Here is a 19,540-nt window from a genome sequence, read left to right as displayed (position 1 = left end):
GGCCCCGGATATCAGTAATCGACCTTCCCGGTATGGTTGTTCAGCGAGATCACCCGGGTCTTGCCGATCCGGTGACGGTAGATCTCGCGCAGGTACTTCACCGCCTTCTTCACGCATTCGCGTGACAGGCGGATATCGTTGATCGAGACAAACTTGCTCTTGTCGTTGATCAGCTCGCGGTACTTCTTCTCGTACATCGGCTTGATCGCGTACCAGTTGGTATCGAGGATCTTCGCCGGGTTCTCGAACTCGTTGAGCAATTCGTCGATACGCCCCTCTTCGAACTCTTCGCGGGTAATGAAATCGAGGATTTCATTGTCCAGGGTGTCGTCGAAGCGGTACGGCGTGCGCGCAAAGCAACGCTTGATGAAGGCCACGATCAGGGTCAGGAAGTCGTCCGACAGGCACGGGCTCTTGGCGATCAGGGTGGTCAACGACAGGTTTGCCGACGCACCGATCACCAGCGCATAACGCTTGAGCGTGGTGTTGGGGAACAGGCTGTTGAGGTGGGTCTTGAGGCGGTTCAGGTCCATGTAGGACAGCTTGTAGTCCTTGGGCAGGGACACGATCGACACCACCGACGAGCAGTTCTTGAAGAAGTGCAGGTCATGCAGCGCCGCCGAGTCGTAGGCCGAGGCCTTGTACTGCTCCAGCGCCGCGCGATAGCGCTTGGACTCGATCGGCAGCAGGCTGATGCCCTCGATGGCCTGGGTCACCTTGTTGAAGTGCGGCAGGTCGATGGAGCGGAAGAACAGGTCGTCGATGTTCAACCGAGGCTGTTCTTTCTCGAACACCTTGAACTTGTCCGAGCCCGGCTGCGGCTGCTCAGGCACTACCGATTCGGCGTAGGCAATCGCCACCGGCCCGGCCAGGCTCATGAACAGGTCGTTGGCGTCCAGGCGAATGGTCTCGCCGATGTCGATGCCGGCGCGGCGGAAGTAGTTCTGGTCGTAGTCGGTGGTCACCGCCTGGGCGGTCAGGATGTTGAAGATCTGCTGGGAGATGTACTGGTTGGCGTGCTTCTCCATCGCATTGACATCGATGTTCTGGATGTTGCCGTCATCGTTCTCTTCGGCATAGCGCATGATGTCGTTGGAGATCAGCATCATCGCGTTCCATGGGCGGATCCGCCCCATCACGCTGGCTTCGCTGCTGTCTTCGTTGTCGAAGTTGTAGGAAAAGTCCCATTCTTCCGACAGGTATTTACAGAGCAGGCGACCGGCGTTGATGTGCAGCGCCTCGGACATCTCGCTGCGGTGGTCGGAGATGTTTGGCAGCACGCAGATGCCGCTGGTGAAAATCGGCTCGAAGACGAACGAGTGCCCGCTCTTGCCGTCGTTCTCGTCGGCCGGCTTGGTGTCGAAGGTCTTGTTCATGTACGAGTATTGCTGGGCCAGGCCGAATTCCGAGGCCATGCCCGAACCGGTACCGCCGCCGGCGCTGAAGATGTAGAAGTACAGCCGCGACTGGTTGGCCTTGATGCCGCACGAGTCGATCAGGTACGAGTGGATCAGTTTCCAGTCGGCGCTGGAGAAACGGTGGGTTTCCTTGTTCAGGATGATCTTGGCCAGGTACTGGCCCAGGATCGGTGCGTTACCCGCGCCCCCGGCATGCACCTCGGAGAGGTCCATGATCTTCATTTTGCTGTAGTCGCGCAAAAAGCCGCTTTTTTCGCCCTTGCGCGAGAAGCGGATACGCCCGGCGATGTCCTTGTCCAGGTCACCCAGCATCACCAGCGGCTCCACCAGGAACACCGGCTTGGCGCCTTTGTTCTGTACCAGGCGCAGGTTGTTGCGGATCCAGCGCGCCGGGCTGTAGCTCTGCTCGTTACTCACACGGTCTTCGTTGTTGAATTCGTTGAGGTAGAAGGTCCGGGCGTTGTACACCAGCTCCGCGACATCCAGCGCAATGTTCGAACCGCAACGGCCCAGGCCGATCAGGCACACCGAGGGGAACTGCTGGTCCAGGCGCAGTTGGCTATCGTCTTCGACGTGCACGCTGGGCGGGAACACCAGGTCGCGCAGGCCGTCGAGGTTGTCGAGAATGCGCTGGGTATCGGTCTCGGTGAAGTACAGGTACTGCTGCGGGTTGAGCGTGCGCGGGCTGTAGTATTCTCGCGGGACGCTCGTGGTGGTGGCTGGCATCAGCTCGGAAACCGCATTGGCAGAAGTGTTCTTGGAAGTCATTTTGCGCCATTTGCCTGGGGTGGACGGCTGTTCAAGGCAGATATCATCGAGCCATCACGGGATAAGTGTCGCGACTGTAGCAGCGCGCGTTTGGCGTGAGCGATAGGGTCTTGCCCTATAACCCTCTAGGGGTTTACCTGTCACGCCTGCATAACTGAATCGTCCAATCGATCAACTTCTTTAATTTGCCTGGAGCGTTACATGAGCACTGCATTGCCTTCCCTGGTTTTTGCCGGTATCGGCCTGATGGGCTTGCCGATGTGTCGGCGGTTGCTGGCCGCCGGTTACCCGCTGACGGTGTGGAACCGTTCGCCAGACAAGTGCGCGGCACTGGTCGAGGCCGGCGCCCGGGTGGTGGCAACGCCGGCCGAGTTGTGCCAGGCGGCAGACGTGGTGATGCTGTGCCTGGCGGACACCCAGGTAGTGCGCGAGGTGGTGTTTGGTGCCCAGGGTGTGGTCGAAGGCGCGCGCGCCGGGCAACTGCTGGTGGATTTCTCCAGCCTGGAACCGACCGCCACCCGGGAAATGGCCGCAGAACTGGCCGAACGTACTGGCATGAGCTGGCTCGATACGCCGGTATCAGGCGGTACGCCTGGCGCGGAGGCGGGCAGCCTGGCGATCATGGTGGGTGGTCAGGCGGCCGATCTTGAGCGCGTGCGCCCGGTATTGCTGACCCTTGGCCAGCGCGTTACCCATATGGGGGCGGTCGGTGCCGGGCAGGTGACCAAGGCCTGCAACCAGATGATCGTCGCCTGCAATGCCTTGGTAATTGCCGAAGTGGTGGCCCTGGCCGAGCAGTCCGGGGTCGACGCCAGCCTGATCGCCGAGGCCCTGGCCGGTGGCTTTGCCGACTCCAAGCCATTGCAGATCCTCGCCCCGCAAATGGCTGAAAGCCGCTACGAGCCGGTCAAGTGGCACGTTCGCACTTTGCTGAAGGACCTGGACACGGCGGTGAAGTTCTCGCGCGAGCAGGGTTCGGCCACCCCGCTCAGCGGCCTCGCGGCGCAACTGATGCGCTTGCACGGTAGTCAGGGTTATCTGCAAAAAGATCCGGCGACCCTGATCGATCTGTATCGCAGTACGCCATGAGGCGTTCTTCGCGCTGATTGAGCTCGGTGAGCACCGAGCGCAGTTCGCCCAGCGGCACTGGGCGGCTGAGCAGGTAGCCCTGGATGGCATCGCAGCCGTGCTCGCTGAGGAAGGCATATTGCTCGACGGTTTCCACCCCTTCGGTAATCACCTTCAGGTGCAGGGTGTGGGCCATGATCATGATGGCCTGGACGATTTCCATGTCCTGGCTGGAGCGCGGAATATCCTGGATGAACGAGCGGTCGATCTTCAGGGTGTCCAGCGGCAGGCGCTTGAGGTAGGCCAGCGACGAGTAGCCCGTGCCGAAATCGTCGATGGAAAGCGAAACGCCTTTGGCGCGAATGCGCTTGAGCAGGGCAATCGTGCTGTGGATGTTGCCCATCAGCGCGTTCTCGGTCACTTCCAGTTCCAGGCGCCAGGCCGGCAGGTTGGCGGTGGTCAGCGCGTCTTCGACTTCGTTGGGCAGCTCTTCACGGCCCAGGGTCAGGGCCGAGCAGTTGACCGTCACCTTGAGGTTGTCGAAGCCGTGGCGGTTGAGCAGGGCCAGGTCCTGGCAGGCGCGGCGCAACACCCACAGGTCGAGGTCGGCGATCAGCCCGTTGGCTTCGGCGATGCTGATGAAACGGTCGGGGCTGAGCAGGCCGTGCTGCGGGTGCTGCCAGCGGATCAGCGCTTCAAGCTTGGACACCTGGCCGCTGTGCAGATCGAAAATCGGCTGGTAGTGGATGCGCAGCCCGCGCTCTTCGAGCAGGGCGATGCGCAGTTCTTCTTCCAGTTGCAGCTCCAGCGTGGCGCGGGTTTTCAGGTTGCTGCTGAAAAAGTTCAGGTTGTTGCGCCCGCAGCCCTTGGACTGGTAGAGCGCAAGGTCGGCGTTTTTCAGTAGTTCATCGCAGGTACTGCCGTCATCGGGGAACACGCTGATGCCGATGCTGGTGGTCATGACCATGCGCCGACCGGCCAGGTCGATCGGGTCCTTGAGCTTTTGCATCACCCGCTGGGCCAGGTGGCGGGCTTCATCGCGGTTGTGCAGGCCGATTAGGATGCAGAACTCGTCACCGCCAAAGCGCGCGACCACATCCTGCGGGCGGGTGGCGGCCTTGATATGCCCGGCGATCACCTTGAGCAACTGGTCGCCGGCATCATGGCCGAGGCTGTCGTTGATCCGCTTGAAGTGGTCGATGTCGAGGAACATCACCGCCAGCATGCCTTCGTTGCTGGTCTGTTCGGCCAGGCGTTCGGCGAACACCTGGTTGAAGCCGCGCCGGTTGATCAGGTTGGTCAGCGCGTCGTAATGCGCCGCCTGCTGCAGCGAGACCCGCGCCTGATCGAGCTGGCTGAGCAGCATGTTGACCCGGCGCAGGTCGTGCTCCTTGCTTTGCAGCTTCTTGTCCGCCAGGGCGGCGCTGATGCTGCTGGCGCTGATCAACAGGGTGATGAAGGCGATGGTCAGGCTCAGTTGCAGGCTGTTGTCGGTCAGCGGCAGTTGCAGCGGCACGCCGTGGGGCAACACCAGGGTCAGCGCCCACATGCCGGTGAAGTGGGTGGCGATGATGCCGCCGGCCATCACCAGGCTGGCGCCGTACTTGAACAGCTGGTGCAGCGTGCCGCTGCCATGGCGAAAACGCTGCACCAGCAGCAGTGACAGCAGGCTGGAACCCAGGGCAATGACGATCGAGGCGCCGAACAGCTCCGGGCGATAGTACTGCAGGGCATTGGAGCGCATGGCGGCCATGCCGGTGTAGTGCATGGCGCCGATGCCCACGCCGATATAGAGCGTGGCCAGCAGGATATGCCGGGTGTGCCAGGTCTTGCGGCTGAGGGTATCCAGGGCCAGCCACGACGCCAGCAGCATCAGCAGCAATGAAGTGGCGGTCAGGGTGGCGTCGTAGTGCACTTCCAGGGTGGCCTGGAAGGCCAGCATGCTGATGTAGTGCATGGCCCAGATGCTGCCCGCCAGGCAACAGCTGCCGAGCAGGCGCCACTGGCGCTGGGCGGGCGGTAGTTCGGTGCTGCCGATCCGCTCGAGCATGTCCAGCGTGGCAAAACTGCCGGCGCACGCGACAAGGTATGCGAGCACAACCAGATAAGGGTTGTGGGTGCAATCGAGGATGGTCTGTCCGGTTGCCGGAAGGTCGGCGAGCACATGTAGCCCCAGCCACTCCATAGCATGCCTCTTCGTCGAGATTGCGCTCGTGCCCCCGATGCGCTGGAGACCGTTCCGACAGAGTATAGGAAGAGCGGATTAACCCATCCTGATTAATGGCACATTGATTCCTACGATTTGGGCATTGAATCCATAGCGTCGGGTTCTATGGGCGCAAATCGTTACAATTGAGTGATATCACTTCGGTCAATGGTGGCAGACAGAACGGCAATGGCCTTCTAGATTTCATCGGCGTGCTGGCACGCTCCGACATTAGAAGAGGGACCTACCGATGCAGAGCCCCACCCAAGCGGCGAATGCCTGGCGCATTTTGTTCCTGCTGTTCCTGGCCAACCTGTTCAATTTCTTCGACCGTACGATTCCCGCCATCATCATCGAGCCGATCCGCATGGAATGGCGCCTGAGCGATTTCCAGATCGGCCTGATCGGCACCGCCTTTACCCTGGTCTATGCGATTGCCGGCCTGCCGTTGGGGCGCCTGGCCGATACCGGCTCGCGGAGCAAATTGATGGGCTGGGGGCTGGTTGCCTGGAGCGGGCTGACCGCGGTGAACGGCATGGTCGGCAGTTTCTGGAGCTTCCTGCTGGTGCGCATGGGCGTGGGGATTGGCGAGGCCAGTTATGCGCCGGCGGCCAACTCGCTGATTGGCGACCTGTTCCCGGCTGAGAAGCGGGCGCGGGCGATGGGCATCTTCATGCTCGGCCTGCCGCTGGGGTTATTGCTGGCGTTCTTCACGATTGGCGCGATGGTCCAGGCATTTGGCAGCTGGCGGGCGCCGTTCCTCATCGCCGCCGTGCCGGGGCTGGTGCTGGCGCTGTTCATGTTCATGATCCGCGAGCCGGCACGCGGCGCGGCGGAGGCGGTCAAGGTGTCCCAGGCGCCGGTGGACCGGCCGCTGCGACGGGTATTGATGGTGCCGACGTTCGGCTGGCTGGTGTTGGCCGGCTTGACCTACAACTTTGCGACCTACGCCTGCAACTCGTTCATGGTGCCGATGTTGCAGCGCTATTTCCTGCTGTCGTTGCAGCAGGCGGCGGTGGCCACCGGGGTGATCGTCGGCTTGACCGGGCTGGTGGGGCTGACTTTGGGCGGTTGGGTGGCTGACAAGATCCACCAGCGCATGCCGACCGGGCGCCTGCTGTTCGGGGCGTTCAGCATGCTGGTGGCGACGCTGGCGACGGCGTGGGCGCTGCATGCCGGGCGTGTTGAAATTGGCGTGTTCGTGGCGGTGTTCGGGGTGGGCTGGTTGTTCGCCTACAACTTCTATACCTGCGTGTACACCTCGATCCAGGATGTGGTGCAACCGCGCTTGCGGGCCACTGCGATGGCGTTGTTCTTTGCCGGGTTGTACCTGCTGGGTGGCGGGCTGGGGCCGGTGGTGGTCGGCTTGCTGTCGGACCACTTTGCCGAGGCGGCGATGCTGGCGGCGGGGGAAGGGGAGATGACCGAGGCATTCAAGGCCATTGGCTTGCATGACGCGATGTACCTGATACCGGTGGCATTGATGCTGACGCTGGTGTTCCTGTTGTTGGCGTCGCGCTGCTTTGCCCGGGATGCGCAGCGGATGAAGGAGGGGATGGTGGAGGACAGTGCGGGGGTGGCCGCGACTGCTTGAGCGCTGCGGAGCAAAACTGTGGGAGCCGGCCTTGCCGGCGATGCAAGACGAAGTCTTGCCGACTGAACGGGGCCGGCGAGCCGGCCCATCGCCGGCAAGGCCGGCTCCCACGGAGAGGTTGCTACAGGGTTAACCGGCGACCAACACCCGAATCGCTTCCAGACGCAACGCCGCTTTATCCAGCATCGCCAGCCCGTCTTCACGTTGCTTGCGCACCGCTTCGATTTCGCTGTCACGTACCGTCGGGTTGACTGCCTGCAACGCGGTCAAGCGCGCCAGCTCTTCGTCAGTCTCCGCTGCCAGGCGACGCTGCGCCTCGGCAACACGCTCGGCGTGACGCGGCATGATCTTCGCTTCGCCACTGTTGATCCGCGGCGTCAGCACTTCGCGCTGGGCCTGGATGAACTTGTTGGCGCTGGCCCGTGGCACACCTTCGAGCTGATCGTTCAAGGTTTCGAACGACACCCGGCTCGCCAGGTCGTTGCCGGTCGCGTCCAGCAGGCAGCGCAGCGCCGCCGGCGGCAGGTAACGGCCCAGTTGCAGGGCGCGCGGGGCAACCACTTCACTCACATACAGCAGCTCCAGCAACACGGTGCCCGGCTTGAGCGCCTTGTTCTTGAGCAAGGCCACGGCGGTGTTGCCCATCGAACCGCTGAGCACCAGGTCCATGCCGCCCTGCACCATCGGGTGTTCCCAGGTGATGAACTGCATGTCCTCGCGGGACAGTGCCTGGTTGCGGTCGTAGGTGATGGTCACGCCTTCGTCGTCGCCCAGCGGGAAGCTGGCGTCGAGCATCTTCTCGCTCGGCTTGAGGATCAGGGCGTTTTCCGAATGGTCCTCGCTGTCGATACCGAAGGCATCGAACAGGGTTTCCATGTAGATCGGCAGGGCGAACTGGTCGTCCTGCTCAAGGATCGCCTCGACCAGCTCCTGGCCTTCGCCAGCGCCGCCGGAGTTCAACTCCAGCAGGCGGTCACGGCCGCTGTGCAGCTCGGCTTCCAGGCGCTCGCGCTCGGCGCGGGCTTCCTTGACCAGGGCATCCCACTCGCCATCGTCACCGCTTTCCAGCAACGGCAGCAGGCGCGGGCCGAACTGGTGTTGCAGGGCGTTGCCGGTAGGGCAGGTGTTGAGGAAGGCGTTCAGCGCCTGGTCGTACCACTGGAACAGACGCTCTTGCGGGCTGTTCTGCAGGTGCGGAACGTGCAGCTCGATCACGTGCTTCTGGCCGATCCGGTCCAGACGACCGATACGCTGCTCCAGCAGGTCCGGGTGAGCCGGCAGGTCGAACAGCACCAGGTGATGGGCGAACTGGAAGTTGCGGCCTTCACTGCCGATTTCCGAACAGATCAGCACCTGGGCACCGAATTCTTCATCGGCGAAGTAAGCTGCCGCACGGTCACGCTCAAGGATGCTCATGCCTTCATGGAACACCGTGGCCGGGATGCCCGAACGTACGCGCAGGGCGTCTTCCAGGTCCATTGCGGTTTCGGCGTGGGCGCAGATCACCAGGACCTTGACCCGCTTGAGCATCTTCAGGGTGTCGATCAGCCATTCGACCCGTGGGTCGAAGCGCCACCAGCGGCTGTCTTCGTCGCTGTCGCCCTGGGCCTGGAAGCTCACTTCCGGGTACAGGTCGGCATGCTCGCCCACCGGCAGTTCCATGTACTCGTCCGGGCACGGCAGCGGGTAGGCGTGCAGCTGACGCTGCGGGAAGCCCTGCACCGCGGCGCGGGTGTTGCGAAACAGCACGCGGCCGGTGCCGTGACGGTCGAGCAGCTCACGGATCAAGCGGGCGCTGGCCTGGGTGTCGCCGTCGTTGACGGCGGCCAGCAGGGCTTCGCCCTCGGCACCCAGGAAGCCTTGAATGGTAGCGTGGGCCTTGGCCGACAGGCGGCCTTCATCGAGCAGTTCCTGTACGGCTTCGGCCACCGGGCGATAGTTCTCGCTCTCGGCGCGGAAGGCAGCCAGGTCGTGGAAACGGTTCGGGTCGAGCAGGCGCAGACGGGCGAAGTGGCTGTCCTGGCCCAGTTGCTCCGGGGTTGCGGTCAGCAGCAGCACGCCCGGGATAACCTCGGCCAATTGCTCGACCAGCGCGTACTCCGGGCTGGCCTGCTCTTCATGCCAGACCAGGTGGTGAGCTTCGTCGACCACCAGCAGGTCCCAGCCAGCGGCGAATAGCGCGTCCTGGGCCTTTTCGTCCTCGGTTACCCACTCCAGTGCAACCAACGCCATCTGGGCGTCTTCGAACGGGTTGCTGGCGTCGCTTTCGATGAAGCGTTCGGCGTCGAACAGGGCGACTTCCAGGTTGAAGCGCCGACGCATTTCCACCAGCCACTGGTGCTGCAGGTTTTCCGGTACCAGGATCAGCACGCGGCTGGCGCGGCCAGAGAGCATCTGGCGGTGAATCACCAGGCCTGCCTCGATGGTCTTGCCCAGGCCCACTTCATCGGCCAGCAGGACGCGCGGGGCGATCCGGTCGGCGACTTCACGGGCGATATGCAGTTGGTGCGCGATAGGCTGGGCGCGAGTGCCGCCCAGGCCCCACAGCGACGATTGCAGCTGGCGGCTGGTGTGCTCCAGGGTGTTGTAGCGCAGCGAGAACCACGACAGCGGGTCGATCTGCCCGGCGAACAGGCGGTCGCTGGCCAGGCGGAACTGGATGAAGTTCGACAGCTGCGTTTCAGGCAGGGTGCAGGCCTGGTTCTGGGCGTCGAGGCCGTGGTAGACCAGCAGGCCGTCGACATCGTCGACTTCGCGAACGGTCAGTTTCCAGCCTTCGAAATGGGTGATCTGGTCACCTGGCGAGAAGCGCACCCGGGTCAGGGGGGCGTTGCGCAGTGAATACTGGCGGGTTTCGCCAGTGGCCGGATAGAGCACGGTCAACAAGCGGCCGTCCTGTGCCAGAACGGTACCCAGACCTAGCTCGGCTTCGCTGTCGCTGATCCAGCGTTGCCCCGGTTGATACTGCTGCGCCATACTGCCTTGCTCCCGCCATGAAAAAGCCGACTATCTTAACGGATAGGGGCTCATTGACCAAAGGTTCTAGCAATATAGCTGGCGACCGAACGTCGGGCCCGACTGCTGGTCGACTGTGCACCAACGCACAGAACCGCACAGGCCGGCTCAAGCCTGGCACTCCCTGGCCGATACACGAGCGACAGGAGAATTTATCCCATGCTGCCGCCGATCATCCCGCTCAGTGCTGCGCCGGTTACCTCGCAACTTGACCCGGTCAAGCCGACACCTGATATCAAGCCCGTGGTGCCGACCCAACCGAGCGCCAGTGAAGGTGCCATCGACCTCAAGCATCGCAACCCGCAAGAGCCTGCCGTGTTGTTGCGTGAAGAGCAGCGCCGCCGCCACGGGCAGCGTCAGCGCCAGGGCACGCCGGGGGATGACGAGTTCTACCAGCCGATGCCGGGTGACGAGGTCAACGCCGACAACACCGTGCCGGTCGCCCCGCTACTGGAAGACCAGCCGCGCCAGGGGCTGTTGGTGGATATCGAAGTCTGAGACGTGCATTATTGCGTCATCTGCTGTTGCTACCCGAGCCTTGCCATGAGCCAAGACGACAACCTGATCGACTTCGGTGCCGAACGCGCCCGCCGCGTGCACGACCTTAAAGAGAAGCGCCTGAACGAAGTGCGCCAGGCCTTTGAGCAGGCCATGCCGCTGGGCAAGGCGAAGAAGAAGCCCAAGGGCAAACCGAAGAAGCGTTGAAAACTTGATGCAGGTCAAGCCTGCATCCTCCTCCCGCGCCTGTCCCAGGGCGCCATTGACCTCGATCAATTTTCCCTCCCGGCACATTCGCTACTGTTACCCCATCAGACAGGTGCAGGCAAATGGAGGCCTCCATGTTCTTCGATAATGTGGTTATCGCTGGAATTGTTACGGTAGGCCTGATGGTTTTGTTCTTCGCCGGTTTTGGCATATTCATCTGGAGGGATTCGAACAAGCGCAAATAGCGCGGGTTCTTCCGGGTAGCACGAGCACGCAAGGCATTTTGGGCGACTTCGGTCGCCCATTTTTTTTGCCTGGGATTTGTCGGGCTTGTCCCGCGATGAGGTCCTTGGCCACAGAAAAATCTCCTTTACCTTTATTAGTTAGCTAGCTAATAATCATCCCTGGCCGCTCCCCGCATTCCCTGTCTATCTTTACAACACCGCTCACCAAGGTTCGATCCGTGCCCACCACTTTGCAGGCCCTCCTGGCGCCGAACAAACTTGCCGTGCAATTTGCCATCAAGACCCTGCTGGGCGGTGGGCTGGCCTTGTGGCTGGCGTTGCGCTGGGGCTTGGAGCAGCCGGCGTGGGCGTTGATGACAGCGTTCATCGTTGCCCAGCCGTTGTCCGGGATGGTCTTGCAGAAGGGCCTGGCCCGGCTGTTCGGGACCCTGGTCGGGACCGTGATGTCGGTGGTCTTCATGGGCCTGTTCGCCCAGACGCCCTGGCTGTTCCTGCTCGCCCTGGCCCTCTGGCTGGCCCTGTGCACCGCCTGTTCGACACTGTTGCGCAGCGCCTGGGCCTATTCCTTCGTATTGGCCGGCTACACCGTGGCGATCATCACCTTGCCGGCCATCAACCATCCATTGCTGGTCTTCGACCAGGCCGTGGCCCGCTGCACCGAAATCAGCCTGGGGATCATCTGCGCCACCGTCTGCAGCGCCTTGCTCTGGCCCCTGCGCGTCGAGCAGCAACTCGGCGGCCAGGCCCGCCAGGCCTGGGAAAGCGGGATGAGGGCCGCCAGCGCAACACTCACCGGTGACGAACAGGGGCGCCAGGGCTTGCTGGAAATTCTCGGGCGTATCGTCGCGGTCGATGCCCAGCGCGAGCACGCCTGGTTCGAAGGCAACCTCGGCCGCCAACGTGGCCGGGCGATTCGCGGGTTGAGCCAGAAGCTGCTGATCCTGCTGCGCATCGCCCGTTCGGTACGTCGCCAATGGCGGCAACTCGACGATACCCAGGCGCGGCACATGGCGCCGTGGCTGGAGCAAGTCCAGGCAGCGCTGGCGGCACCTGAGCCCGCGGCACTGCTGGAGCTGCGCCAACGTATCTGGGACGCCGCGCATGATGAGCGCAACAGTTCCGACGAACACTATTGCCTGGCCCGCATGACCTTGCTGCTGGACAATGCCATGGCCGCGACCCTGGCCCTGAAGGCGGTGGAGGAGGGCAAGGCGCCCAGCGATGTGCCCGACAGCCTGGCCGTGCACCGCGACCTGTCGCTGGCGCTGTTGTTCGGCTCGCGTAGCGCCCTGGCGTTTCTGGCCATGGCCAGCTTCTGGCTGGCCACCGCCTGGACAGCGGCGCCCGGTGGCCTGGTCCTGACCTGCGTGGTCTGCAGCCTGTTCGCCAGCCGCGAGAACGGCGCGCAGATCGGCATGAGTTTTTTGCGCGGCATCCTGCTGGCCATCCCGGTGGCATTCTTCGTCGGGCAGATCCTGCTGCCGCAATGGGCCGGCTTCCCGCTGCTGTGCCTGGGCATGGGCGTGCCGCTGTTCTTCGGGGCGCTGGGCATGGCCAACCCGAAGATCGGCGCGACTGCCACCTCCTACTGCCTGCACTTCATCGTCCTGGTCGCGCCGCTCAACAGCATGAACTTCGACGTCGGGGTATTCCTCAACAGTGCCCAGGCGATAGTGCTGGGAGTGGGCGCGGCAGTGCTGGCGTTCAAGCTGCTGGTGCTGCGCAACCCCTATTGGCATGGCAAGCGCCTGCGCGCGGCAACCCAGAGCGACCTGGTACGCCTGACCCGGCGTGAACTGCGCGGCGCCGAAACCTGGTTTGGCGGTCGCATGGCCGACCGCCTGTTGCAGCTGGCCCGGCACTACAACGCACTGCCAGAGCCGGAGCGCCAGCGCTGGGATGACGGCCTGCACGGCCTGGACATGGGCGATGAGCTGTTGCACCTGCGCATGTGCCTGGCGGTGGCCCAGGTGCCGGTCGAGCGGGCACAGCAGGCGTACCTGCGTGAGCTGGAATCCGCCCTGGCCGAAGGCCCGGGTGCGGGGCGCGAACAGCGCCTGGACGATGCCAGTGCACGCTTTATCAACGCGCTGGAACAACAGCCGCTCAGTGATCCCTTGCGCCTGGCTGTCGGTGCGGTGCTGCAATTGCAAAAAAGCTGGGGCAAGTGGTGCCGCCGGCAGGAGGAAATCCATGGGCTTGCGTGAGTGGGCGCTGGGCGGAATATTGCTCAGCCCGTTTCTGATCTACGTGACGCTGGCACTGCTGCTGACCTTCGCGGTGCGCCTGTTGCTGCGCCTGACGCCGCTGGGGCGCTGGGTGTGGCACGAAGCACTGTTCGATGTGGCCTTGTTCGTTTGTATCCTGACCCTGGTAACCCGCACGCTGGGGCCTTTATAAGGAGTTGACCATGCGTACTTCCGTACGTGTTGCAGTAACCCTGTGCCTGGTGGCCGTGGCGGTGTTCGCCGGCTTCCAGCTGTGGCAGTACTACATGCTCACCCCCTGGACGCGCGACGCGAAAATCCGCGCCGACGTGGTCATCATCGCCCCGGACGTCTCCGGCTGGGTGCGCGAGCTGAAGGTGCACGACAACCAGCAGGTCAAGGCTGGCGACCTGCTCATGTCGATTGACCGTGACCGTTTCGAGGCAGCACTGGAAAAAGCCAGCGCCGTCGCCGAAACCCGCCAGCAGCAACTGCGCCTGCGTGAGCATGAAGCCTCGCGCCGCGCCGCACTGGGCCCGCAGGCGATCAGCGCGGAGCTGCGCGAGAACGCCCAGATCGGCGCCGCCGTGGCGCGCGGGGAACTGCGCGAAGCACAGGCCGAGGTCAAGGTCGCGGCCCTCAACCTTGCCCGCAGCCAGGTCAAGGCCCCGCGTGACGGGCACATCACCAACCTGCGCCTGGCCGAAGGCAACTACGTCAATGCCGGGCAATCGGTGATGGCCCTGGTCGACGACTCGACCTTCTATGTACAGGCGTATTTCGAAGAAACCAAGCTGCCGCGCATCAAGGTCGGCGCACCGGTGAAGGTCTGGCTGATGAGCGCCGGCGAATCGATGCAGGGCCACGTCGAGAGCATCAGCCGCGGCATCACCGACCGCAACGCCAACCCCGACGGCCAGTTGCTGGCAGAGGTCGAGCCGACTTTCAACTGGGTGCGCCTGGCCCAGCGCATCCCGGTGCGGATCAAGCTCGACAAGCTGCCCGAGAACCTGCCGCTCAGCGCCGGGATGACTGCCAGCGTGCAGGTCCACGAACAGGATTGATCACGGCTGCTGGCGGGTCGCGGCCAGCACGATCTCGCGGATGCACACGTGTTGCGGTTGCTGGTAGGCATAGGCAATCGCGCTGGCCACATCGTCGGCGCTGAGCACCACGCCGCCCATATCGGCCTTCCAGGCCTGGTAGCCACTCTTGATCGCTTCGTCGGTGGTGTGGCCGAGCAGTTCGGTTTCCACCGCGCCCGGTGCGATGGTCACCACGCGCACGTTGTGCGGCGACAGCTCTTCACGCAGGTTTTCGGAAATACCGTGCACCGCGAACTTGCTGCCGACATAGGCGACATGGTTGGGGAAAGTCTTGCGCCCGGCCACGGAGCTGACGTTGATGATCGTGCCATGGCTGCGTGCGATCATCCCGCTGGCCACGGCATGCACGCCGTTGAGCAGGCCTTTGACGTTGACGTCGAGCATCTGCTCCCACTGCGCGGGGTCTTGCTCGTGCATCAGGCCCAGCAGCATCACCCCGGCATTGTTGACCAGCGCATCGGCTGGGCCGAACTGCGCCTCGGCCTCTGCAACGGCGGCGAGGAGCGCCTGGCGGTCGGTGATGTCGACGGCGCGGCACAGGGTGTCGGGCAGGTTCAGCGCCTGCATTCGCTCCAGGCGACGGGCCAGCAGTAGCAGCGGGTGGCCGGCGGCCGAAAAATGGCGGGCAGTGGCTTCGCCGATGCCGGAACTGGCGCCGGTGATGATGATCAATGGCTTGCGCATGATGGCCTCCTAGGCATAATCGTTTTGAATGGCTCAATTGTATTGAGCTGGTTTCGTCGTGAGAAACGGCTTATTTCATTGGCTGGCATCGGAAAAACCTATGGATATCCGTCACCTCAAGGCCTTCCTCGCGGTGTTCGAGGAGCGCAACATCACCCTCGCGGCGCAACGCCTGTTCGTGGCGCAGCCGACCTTGTCGGTGACCATCCGGCAACTGGAGGAGGAATTGGGCGTGGCGCTGTTCCTGCGCCAGGCGCGTGGGGTGGAGGTCAGCGAACAGGCGCGGCAGCTGTACCCGCAGGCACAACGCATGGTGGCTGAGGCCGAGGCGCTGAGCCGGCGTTTTCGTGAACAACAGAGCCGTGCCCCTTTGCAGTTGGGCATCGAGGCAGACATTGCCGCAAGCCAGGTCGAGGCCTGCGTGCGCCTGGCCAGTGCCGCGGTGCCGGGTTTGCAACTGACCCTGCTGGATGGCTGTGTGGGCGATGCGCGGCTGGGGGTCGAGGCGCTGTGTTGTGAAGACGAGCTGTTCCTGGCGCTGTGGGAAGAACCTTTCGTGCTCGCCAGCAGCCCGCAATCGGCAGGGCAGTGCTGGATCACCTGCCCGCAGCATGAGTCGCACCAACGCCTGCTCGGCTTCTATGGTGACGAGGCGCAGGCCGGCCACGCTGGCAGCCTGCAACAGGCCGTGCACATGGTCGCCGCTGGCCTGGGCCGGGCCTTGCTGCCGCAATCGTTGGTCGAGCGCCACCCCGGTGTGCAATGGCGCCATTGGCAGGAGTCGGCGCTGACCCGCCGCGTCGGCTTGTGCTACGCCGCCCAGGCCCTGCAACTGCCCGCGTTGGCACAGTTGCACCAGGCGCTCAGCGCACCGATGGCTGGTTAGCCGATCAGAGGAACATCCCACCGGAGACTTCCAGGCGCTGGCCGGTAATCCAGCCGCCGCCGTCGCCCAACAACAAGGCCACGGCCGCGCCGATATCGTCGGGCAGGCCGACCCGGCCGAGCGCGGTGTTGCCGGCGATGAAATCGTTGACGTCATGGTTGTCACGCACCACACCGCCGCCAAAGTCGGTTTCGATGGCGCCGGGGGCGAGAATGTTCACCCGGATCCCGCGTGCGCCCAGCTCCTTGGCCTGGTAGCGGGTCAGCACCTCCATGGCGCCTTTCATCGCGGCGTAGGCGGCATAGCCGGGCAGGGCGAAGCGGGTCAGGCCGGTGGAGATGTTGACGATCCGCCCCTGGTCCGCCAACAGCGGCAGCAGCCGCTGGGTCAGGAAGAACGGTCCTTTGAGCTGGATATTGAGCAACTGGTCGAACTGCTCTTCGCTGGTTTCACTGAAGGGCGCATGGATGCCGATGCCGGCGTTGTTCACCAGGAAATCGAACTGGCTGCGGCCGAAGTTGCGCTGCAAGGTGTCGCTGAGCTGCTGCGCGAAGGCTTCGAAGCTGGCGCTGTTGCTGACGTCCAGTTGCAACATCACGGCGCGAATACCACTTTGCTCCAGGGTCGCCGCCACCGTTTGAGCCTCGCCGGACTTGCTGTGATAGGTGCCGATGATGTCGATGCCCTGGGCGGCCAGGTGCCGGGCGGTATTCTTGCCCAGGCCTCGGCTGGCGCCGGTGATGAGTGCGATTTTCCGATTCATGGTCTGTTCCTCAAGGTAGGACATTGGCTGAAGTCGAGAAAAGTCTATTGATCGCCTGGTTGCTGATAAATCCAGTAAATTCGGAAATACTGTTCGGCAACTGCGAACAATGGAGTGGGGCCACATGAACAAGCTGGAACTGCTGCGTACCTTCGTCAGGGTCAGCGAGCTGTCGAGTTTCACCCTGGCAGGTGAATGTCTGGGGTTGCCGCGATCAACGGTGTCCGAGCAGGTCCAGGCGCTTGAACGGCTGCTTGGCGCGCGGCTGTTCAACCGCACCACCCGGCGAGTGCAGGCGACCCAGGATGGTTTGCAACTGTACGAGCGTAGCAAAGACCTGTTGTCACGCATGGACGAGATCGAAGGGCTGTTCCGTGCCAGCCCCACCGAGCTCAGCGGGCGCTTGCGGGTCGACCTGCCGACGCTGATGGCGCGCCGCATCATCCTGCCGAGCTTGCCGCGGTTCATGGCCTTGCACCCGAACCTGGCGCTGGAAATCAGCTGCACCGACCGTGAAGTGGATCTGCTGCGCGAGGGCTTCGATTGCGTGCTGCGTATCGGTGCCCTGAGCGACCTGGCGGTGGTAGCGCGCCCACTGGGCAGCTTGCGCATGCTCAACTGTGCAAGCCCCGGCTACCTGGCGCAATTTGGCCTGCCGACCACGCTGGCCGAGCTGAGCGAGCACCGCCTGGTGCATTACGTCAGGTCGTTGGGCGCGCGTAGCGTGGGTTTCGAGTATGTGGACGGCGGCAAAACCCAGTTCCAGGCCATGCCGGGGGTGATCACCGCGAACAACACCGATGCCTACGAAAGTGCCGGGCTGGCCGGGCTTGGCATCATCCAGGCGCCTTACAGCGGGGTGCGTGAATTTCTCGAGCGTGGTGAGCTGGTCGAGGTGTTGCCCGCGCACATACCCGCGCCGATGCCGGTGTCACTGCTCTATGCCCAACAGGTGCACCTGCCGGAGCGGGTGCGGGTGTTCATGACGTGGCTGGCGCAGGTGCTGGCAACGGAGCTTGACCCAGTGGCAGGCGGAAGCTGAACAGGGTGCCGGCTTCGCTACTGGATACCACTTCCATGCGCCCGCCGTGGGCCAGGGCGATCTGGTTGGCGATGTAGAGGCCCAGCCCAAGCCCAGGCTGCGGGGCGCCGTCGAGCGGGCGCGAAAACGGCTGGAACAGCTGCGCCATGATCTGCGGCGCAATCGGCTGGCCGAGGTTGTGTACGCCGAGCATGAACACCTCGTCGCGAATATCCGCCGAGATGTCCACCGGCCCATCCTCGGCGCCGTGGCTGATGGCGTTGGCGATCAGGTTGGAGAGCAGTTGCGCCACGCGCTCACGTTCGCACTGGATACCGGCAAGGTCGCCGATGCGCACGCGGATCATCCGCTGCGGGTGTACCCGCTGCAGCTCCGAGGCCACATGGCGCAGGGCGCTGTCCAGGTCCGGGCAGGGCTGGATATTCACCACGATACCGTTGCCCAAGCGGCCACGGGCAAAGTCCAGCACGTCCTGCACCAGCTGGGTGGCGCGCCGCCCACACGTCAGGATGTGCTGGGCGATGGTCTGCGAGCGAGGGTCGCTGTTGCGTTTGGTCAGCAGTTCGGCGCCGGCGGTGATGGCGAACAGCGGATTGCGCAGGTCGTGCCCGAGCACGGCGATGAACTGCTCGCGCAGCTCGGCCATGGCCCGCTCCTTTTGCAGGGCCGCCTCGGTGCGTTGGGCGTTTTCTTCGCTTTCGATCTGGATCGACAGCAGCCGCGCAAAGGATTCCATCATCGGTTGGATCGCGCTGCCCTTGAGGTTGGCAGGCTTGGGGTCGAGCGCGCAGATGGTGCCGAAGAAACTGCCGTCAGCGCGAAACACCGGCACCGAAATGTAGCTTTCGAAGTGGTAGATGCGCGGGGTGTGGTGCTGGCAGTAGAGCGCGTCGTCGCTGGCCTTGTCGATCACGATGGTCTGGTGGCTGCTGCGTATCTCGTTGCACAGGGTGGTGCTGAGGTCCAGTTCACCGCCGGCTTCCAGGCCAAAACCCAGGGTGTCGAGCACGGCGCAGGCGGTCCAGCTGTTTTCGGTCACCCGGGCGACGGCGGCAAAGCGCAAGCCGGTGGTTTCGCAGATCACCTGGAGGATGGCAGGCACGGCATTGATACGGCCGATTGTGGCGATATCGGAGGTGACAGCGTTGATCATGGAGCTTCCACGTGACGGGTTTCGAGGGTCTGTGAGGGCAAGTTTAGCGAGCGATGGCGCACTGGGTAAAAAATCCGTGTTCGAGTGGGCGCAATGTTTAGTACGCTTGGCCGATCGAGCGTTCCCGTCAGAGGAATGCCAGCGACATTCCCGCCCCGCGTGCCCATTCCTTTTTTCGTGAGGTTTGACATGCACATCACTTCCCAGGATATCTGCGCCGCCGCTGACCAGCTCAAGGGCTTCGTGGGCTTCAATCACAAGAGTGGCAGGCACATCGTGCGTTTTAGCGAGGACTCGTTCGGCATGGACGTGGCCGATGACAGCATTACCCCCAGTTGCGAGTTTGTCTGGGCGACCGAGGATGGCGAGGTCATGACCTTGCGTCGTGACATGATCGAGGTCTTGCTGGCGCAGAATGTCGATGAGCGGCTGAACATTACCGAACCGTTGCGGGTGTACCTGCGGCGCAAGGACCTGCCGGAGATCGCCGCGCAGCGCCGGCTGCGCGCATAAGGTCGCAGGCTTGGCACTATAGAACCTGTGGGAGCCGGCCTTGCCGGCGATGAGGCCGGCACAGCCCTTTCGCCGGCAAGGCCGGCTCCCACAGATAGTTGGGTTGGGCTGCTGTTGCTATGGATGTTGCTATGAAGCCCCCAGCCTCGGGGGTGTCAGAAATTTTG

General features: G+C 63.4%; 17 protein-coding genes. 11 read left to right on the top strand and 6 right to left on the bottom strand.

Annotated features, from left to right (window positions below; translation table 11 throughout):
- Positions 1 to 11: 11 nt before the first annotated feature.
- Positions 12 to 2,186 (bottom strand): hypothetical protein, encoded by a 2,175-nt coding sequence (locus M5G11_RS18515; protein WP_273909816.1) that lies wholly within the window; start codon positions 2,184 to 2,186, stop codon positions 12 to 14.
- 201 nt (positions 2,187 to 2,387) lie between these two features.
- On the opposite strand from M5G11_RS18515, the gene M5G11_RS18510 reads away from it, so the two are divergent.
- On the top strand, positions 2,388 to 3,275 hold the full coding sequence (locus M5G11_RS18510; RefSeq protein ID WP_273909817.1) for an NAD(P)-dependent oxidoreductase: 888 nt from the start codon (positions 2,388 to 2,390) through the stop codon (positions 3,273 to 3,275).
- Here the strand turns inward: M5G11_RS18510 and M5G11_RS18505 are convergent.
- Positions 3,175 to 5,439 carry a putative bifunctional diguanylate cyclase/phosphodiesterase gene (locus tag M5G11_RS18505; RefSeq protein ID WP_273909818.1) on the bottom strand — a complete coding sequence of 755 codons (2,265 nt, stop codon included), beginning with the start codon at positions 5,437 to 5,439 and terminating at the stop codon, positions 3,175 to 3,177. The two genes, M5G11_RS18510 and M5G11_RS18505, sit on opposite strands and share 101 nt — an antisense overlap.
- 271 nt (positions 5,440 to 5,710) lie before the next feature.
- Here M5G11_RS18505 and M5G11_RS18500 point away from each other — a divergent pair, with 271 nt between their 5' ends.
- Positions 5,711 to 7,054 carry a spinster family MFS transporter gene (locus M5G11_RS18500; RefSeq protein ID WP_273909819.1) on the top strand — a complete coding sequence of 448 codons (1,344 nt, stop codon included), beginning with the start codon at positions 5,711 to 5,713 and terminating at the stop codon, positions 7,052 to 7,054.
- 129 nt (positions 7,055 to 7,183) lie between these two features.
- Here M5G11_RS18500 and rapA read toward each other — a convergent pair whose 3' ends face one another.
- Positions 7,184 to 10,030 carry an RNA polymerase-associated protein RapA gene (gene rapA / locus M5G11_RS18495; protein WP_273909820.1) on the bottom strand — a complete coding sequence of 949 codons (2,847 nt, stop codon included), beginning with the start codon at positions 10,028 to 10,030 and terminating at the stop codon, positions 7,184 to 7,186.
- A gap of 198 nt (positions 10,031 to 10,228) precedes the next feature.
- Here rapA and M5G11_RS18490 point away from each other — a divergent pair, with 198 nt between their 5' ends.
- The 6 genes from M5G11_RS18490 to M5G11_RS18470 all read left to right on the top strand — a co-directional run bounded on the left by M5G11_RS18490 (position 10,229) and on the right by M5G11_RS18470 (position 14,290).
- On the top strand, positions 10,229 to 10,567 hold the full coding sequence (locus M5G11_RS18490) for an aspartate-semialdehyde dehydrogenase (protein ID WP_273909821.1): 339 nt from the start codon (positions 10,229 to 10,231) through the stop codon (positions 10,565 to 10,567).
- A 45-nt stretch (positions 10,568 to 10,612) separates the two neighbouring features.
- On the top strand, positions 10,613 to 10,774 hold the full coding sequence (locus M5G11_RS18485) for a hypothetical protein (RefSeq protein WP_273909822.1): 162 nt from the start codon (positions 10,613 to 10,615) through the stop codon (positions 10,772 to 10,774).
- A 134-nt stretch (positions 10,775 to 10,908) separates the two neighbouring features.
- Entirely contained in the window at positions 10,909 to 11,019 is a 111-nt protein-coding gene (ccoM, locus tag M5G11_RS27440; RefSeq protein WP_337994599.1) for a cytochrome c oxidase subunit CcoM, read from the top strand.
- Positions 11,020 to 11,237: 218 nt separating this feature from the next.
- Entirely contained in the window at positions 11,238 to 13,226 is a 1,989-nt protein-coding gene (locus M5G11_RS18480; RefSeq protein WP_273909823.1) for an FUSC family protein, read from the top strand.
- The gene (locus M5G11_RS18475; RefSeq protein ID WP_273909824.1) at positions 13,213 to 13,419 is read left to right on the top strand and encodes a DUF1656 domain-containing protein; all 207 of its coding nucleotides are present in this window, start codon (positions 13,213 to 13,215) and stop codon (positions 13,417 to 13,419) included. The genes M5G11_RS18480 and M5G11_RS18475 overlap by 14 nt, the downstream gene beginning before the upstream one ends.
- 10 nt (positions 13,420 to 13,429) lie before the next feature.
- Positions 13,430 to 14,290 (top strand): efflux RND transporter periplasmic adaptor subunit, encoded by an 861-nt coding sequence (locus tag M5G11_RS18470; RefSeq protein WP_273909825.1) that lies wholly within the window; start codon positions 13,430 to 13,432, stop codon positions 14,288 to 14,290.
- Here the strand turns inward: M5G11_RS18470 and M5G11_RS18465 are convergent, their stop codons facing one another.
- Complete coding sequence (locus tag M5G11_RS18465; RefSeq protein ID WP_273909826.1) at positions 14,291 to 15,016, bottom strand: SDR family oxidoreductase; 726 nt, start codon at positions 15,014 to 15,016, stop codon at positions 14,291 to 14,293.
- A gap of 100 nt (positions 15,017 to 15,116) precedes the next feature.
- Between M5G11_RS18465 and M5G11_RS18460 the strand changes: the two genes are divergently transcribed.
- Positions 15,117 to 15,902: a LysR family transcriptional regulator gene (locus M5G11_RS18460; protein WP_273909827.1), complete on the top strand. Its 786-nt coding sequence runs from the start codon at positions 15,117 to 15,119 to the stop codon at positions 15,900 to 15,902.
- A 4-nt stretch (positions 15,903 to 15,906) separates the two neighbouring features.
- Here M5G11_RS18460 and M5G11_RS18455 read toward each other — a convergent pair whose 3' ends face one another.
- Positions 15,907 to 16,665 (bottom strand): SDR family NAD(P)-dependent oxidoreductase, encoded by a 759-nt coding sequence (locus M5G11_RS18455; protein WP_273909828.1) that lies wholly within the window; start codon positions 16,663 to 16,665, stop codon positions 15,907 to 15,909.
- A 124-nt stretch (positions 16,666 to 16,789) separates the two neighbouring features.
- Here M5G11_RS18455 and M5G11_RS18450 point away from each other — a divergent pair, with 124 nt between their 5' ends.
- Positions 16,790 to 17,707 carry a LysR family transcriptional regulator gene (locus M5G11_RS18450; protein WP_273909829.1) on the top strand — a complete coding sequence of 306 codons (918 nt, stop codon included), beginning with the start codon at positions 16,790 to 16,792 and terminating at the stop codon, positions 17,705 to 17,707.
- Here the strand turns inward: M5G11_RS18450 and M5G11_RS18445 are convergent.
- Positions 17,646 to 18,860, bottom strand: a complete 1,215-nt coding sequence (locus M5G11_RS18445) for a GAF domain-containing sensor histidine kinase (protein WP_273909830.1) — start codon at positions 18,858 to 18,860, stop codon at positions 17,646 to 17,648. The genes M5G11_RS18450 and M5G11_RS18445 overlap by 62 nt on opposite strands.
- A gap of 189 nt (positions 18,861 to 19,049) precedes the next feature.
- On the opposite strand from M5G11_RS18445, the gene M5G11_RS18440 reads away from it, so the two are divergent.
- Positions 19,050 to 19,373, top strand: coding sequence for a DUF2025 family protein (locus M5G11_RS18440; RefSeq protein ID WP_273909831.1), 324 nt, complete (start codon positions 19,050 to 19,052; stop codon positions 19,371 to 19,373).
- Positions 19,374 to 19,540 lie beyond the last annotated feature (167 nt).

Origin of the sequence: Pseudomonas fontis (genome assembly GCF_028656955.1) — a bacterium.
GTDB lineage: Bacteria > Pseudomonadota > Gammaproteobacteria > Pseudomonadales > Pseudomonadaceae > Aquipseudomonas > Aquipseudomonas fontis.
This window is presented reverse-complemented; position numbering and strand designations above follow the sequence as displayed.

Coding starts and splice junctions, on each gene's coding strand:
- M5G11_RS18490 (WP_273909821.1), top strand. CDS start 10,229: ATGCTGCCGCCGATCATCCCGCTCAGTGCTGCGCCGGTTACCTCGCAA.
- M5G11_RS18475 (WP_273909824.1), top strand. CDS start 13,213: ATGGGCTTGCGTGAGTGGGCGCTGGGCGGAATATTGCTCAGCCCGTTT.
- M5G11_RS18510 (WP_273909817.1), top strand. CDS start 2,388: ATGAGCACTGCATTGCCTTCCCTGGTTTTTGCCGGTATCGGCCTGATG.
- M5G11_RS18470 (WP_273909825.1), top strand. CDS start 13,430: ATGCGTACTTCCGTACGTGTTGCAGTAACCCTGTGCCTGGTGGCCGTG.
- M5G11_RS18505 (WP_273909818.1), bottom strand. CDS start 5,439: ATGGAGTGGCTGGGGCTACATGTGCTCGCCGACCTTCCGGCAACCGGA.
- M5G11_RS18440 (WP_273909831.1), top strand. CDS start 19,050: ATGCACATCACTTCCCAGGATATCTGCGCCGCCGCTGACCAGCTCAAG.
- ccoM (WP_337994599.1), top strand. CDS start 10,909: ATGTTCTTCGATAATGTGGTTATCGCTGGAATTGTTACGGTAGGCCTG.
- M5G11_RS18460 (WP_273909827.1), top strand. CDS start 15,117: ATGGATATCCGTCACCTCAAGGCCTTCCTCGCGGTGTTCGAGGAGCGC.
- M5G11_RS18485 (WP_273909822.1), top strand. CDS start 10,613: ATGAGCCAAGACGACAACCTGATCGACTTCGGTGCCGAACGCGCCCGC.
- M5G11_RS18445 (WP_273909830.1), bottom strand. CDS start 18,860: ATGATCAACGCTGTCACCTCCGATATCGCCACAATCGGCCGTATCAAT.
- M5G11_RS18455 (WP_273909828.1), bottom strand. CDS start 16,665: ATGAATCGGAAAATCGCACTCATCACCGGCGCCAGCCGAGGCCTGGGC.
- rapA (WP_273909820.1), bottom strand. CDS start 10,030: ATGGCGCAGCAGTATCAACCGGGGCAACGCTGGATCAGCGACAGCGAA.
- M5G11_RS18500 (WP_273909819.1), top strand. CDS start 5,711: ATGCAGAGCCCCACCCAAGCGGCGAATGCCTGGCGCATTTTGTTCCTG.
- M5G11_RS18515 (WP_273909816.1), bottom strand. CDS start 2,186: ATGACTTCCAAGAACACTTCTGCCAATGCGGTTTCCGAGCTGATGCCA.
- M5G11_RS18465 (WP_273909826.1), bottom strand. CDS start 15,016: ATGCGCAAGCCATTGATCATCATCACCGGCGCCAGTTCCGGCATCGGC.
- M5G11_RS18450 (WP_273909829.1), top strand. CDS start 16,790: ATGAACAAGCTGGAACTGCTGCGTACCTTCGTCAGGGTCAGCGAGCTG.